General features: G+C 37.2%; 2 protein-coding genes. Both read right to left on the reverse strand.

All coding sequences use genetic code 11. The features are described 5' to 3' along the window. Positions 1 to 413, reverse strand: a 413-nt coding sequence (locus tag RAD15_RS43450; RefSeq protein ID WP_458184803.1) for a hypothetical protein, incomplete at its 3' end; no start/stop codon positions are given. Beyond that, on the reverse strand, positions 394 to 495 hold the full coding sequence (locus tag RAD15_RS43455; protein ID WP_458184804.1) for a hypothetical protein: 102 nt from the start codon (positions 493 to 495) through the stop codon (positions 394 to 396). The genes RAD15_RS43455 and RAD15_RS43450, both read right to left, overlap by 20 nt. Positions 496 to 541 lie beyond the last annotated feature (46 nt).

The raw sequence follows: 541 nt of genomic DNA on the forward strand, positions 1-541 counted from the left end.
TAAAGCATCTGATCTAAAAGTTGTTTTTTGATGCGCGTTTTTAGTCGTTCGTATTTTTCTCCTTTTAGCCACCAGTGTTTTCTTTGTGCTTGCTGTTGAACTATTTCCTTGTTAAGTATTTTTCTCCGCTCTGCTATTTTTTGCTTTTCAAGATTTATCTCAGCGATCTGCTGCTGAATGACTGCAACTTTACGTAACGAGTAAAATATATCCTGGCGAAATACAACTTCGCCGAGTAACTCTTTCATATCTAACAGTGACTGCAGGTTTTTAAGTTGCATATCATACAGGCGTTCCTTTTCGGCTAACTTTTCTTTTTCTGCATTTAACTTTTGTAATGATGCTTCACATGCAGCCAGGCTCTGCGCTGTTCTTCTTATAAGTCGATTAACTTTACTTAACAATTCGTTCAAGCTCTTTTAGAGTTTCACTCATTGGCATTTTTTCATTAACTGACTGTTTCAACCAATTTGTGAGTTTAGGCCGTGCATTCATAGCAAAATCATTTTCAGCATTTTGCCAAGCGCGATATTCCCCTAAG

This window comes from Bradyrhizobium sp. 14AA (assembly GCF_054185205.1).

Bases quoted from the DNA above. Each gene is read 5' to 3' on its own strand.
- RAD15_RS43455 (WP_458184804.1), bottom strand. From the start codon at position 495: ATGAATGCACGGCCTAAACTCACAAATTGGTTGAAACAGTCAGTTAAT.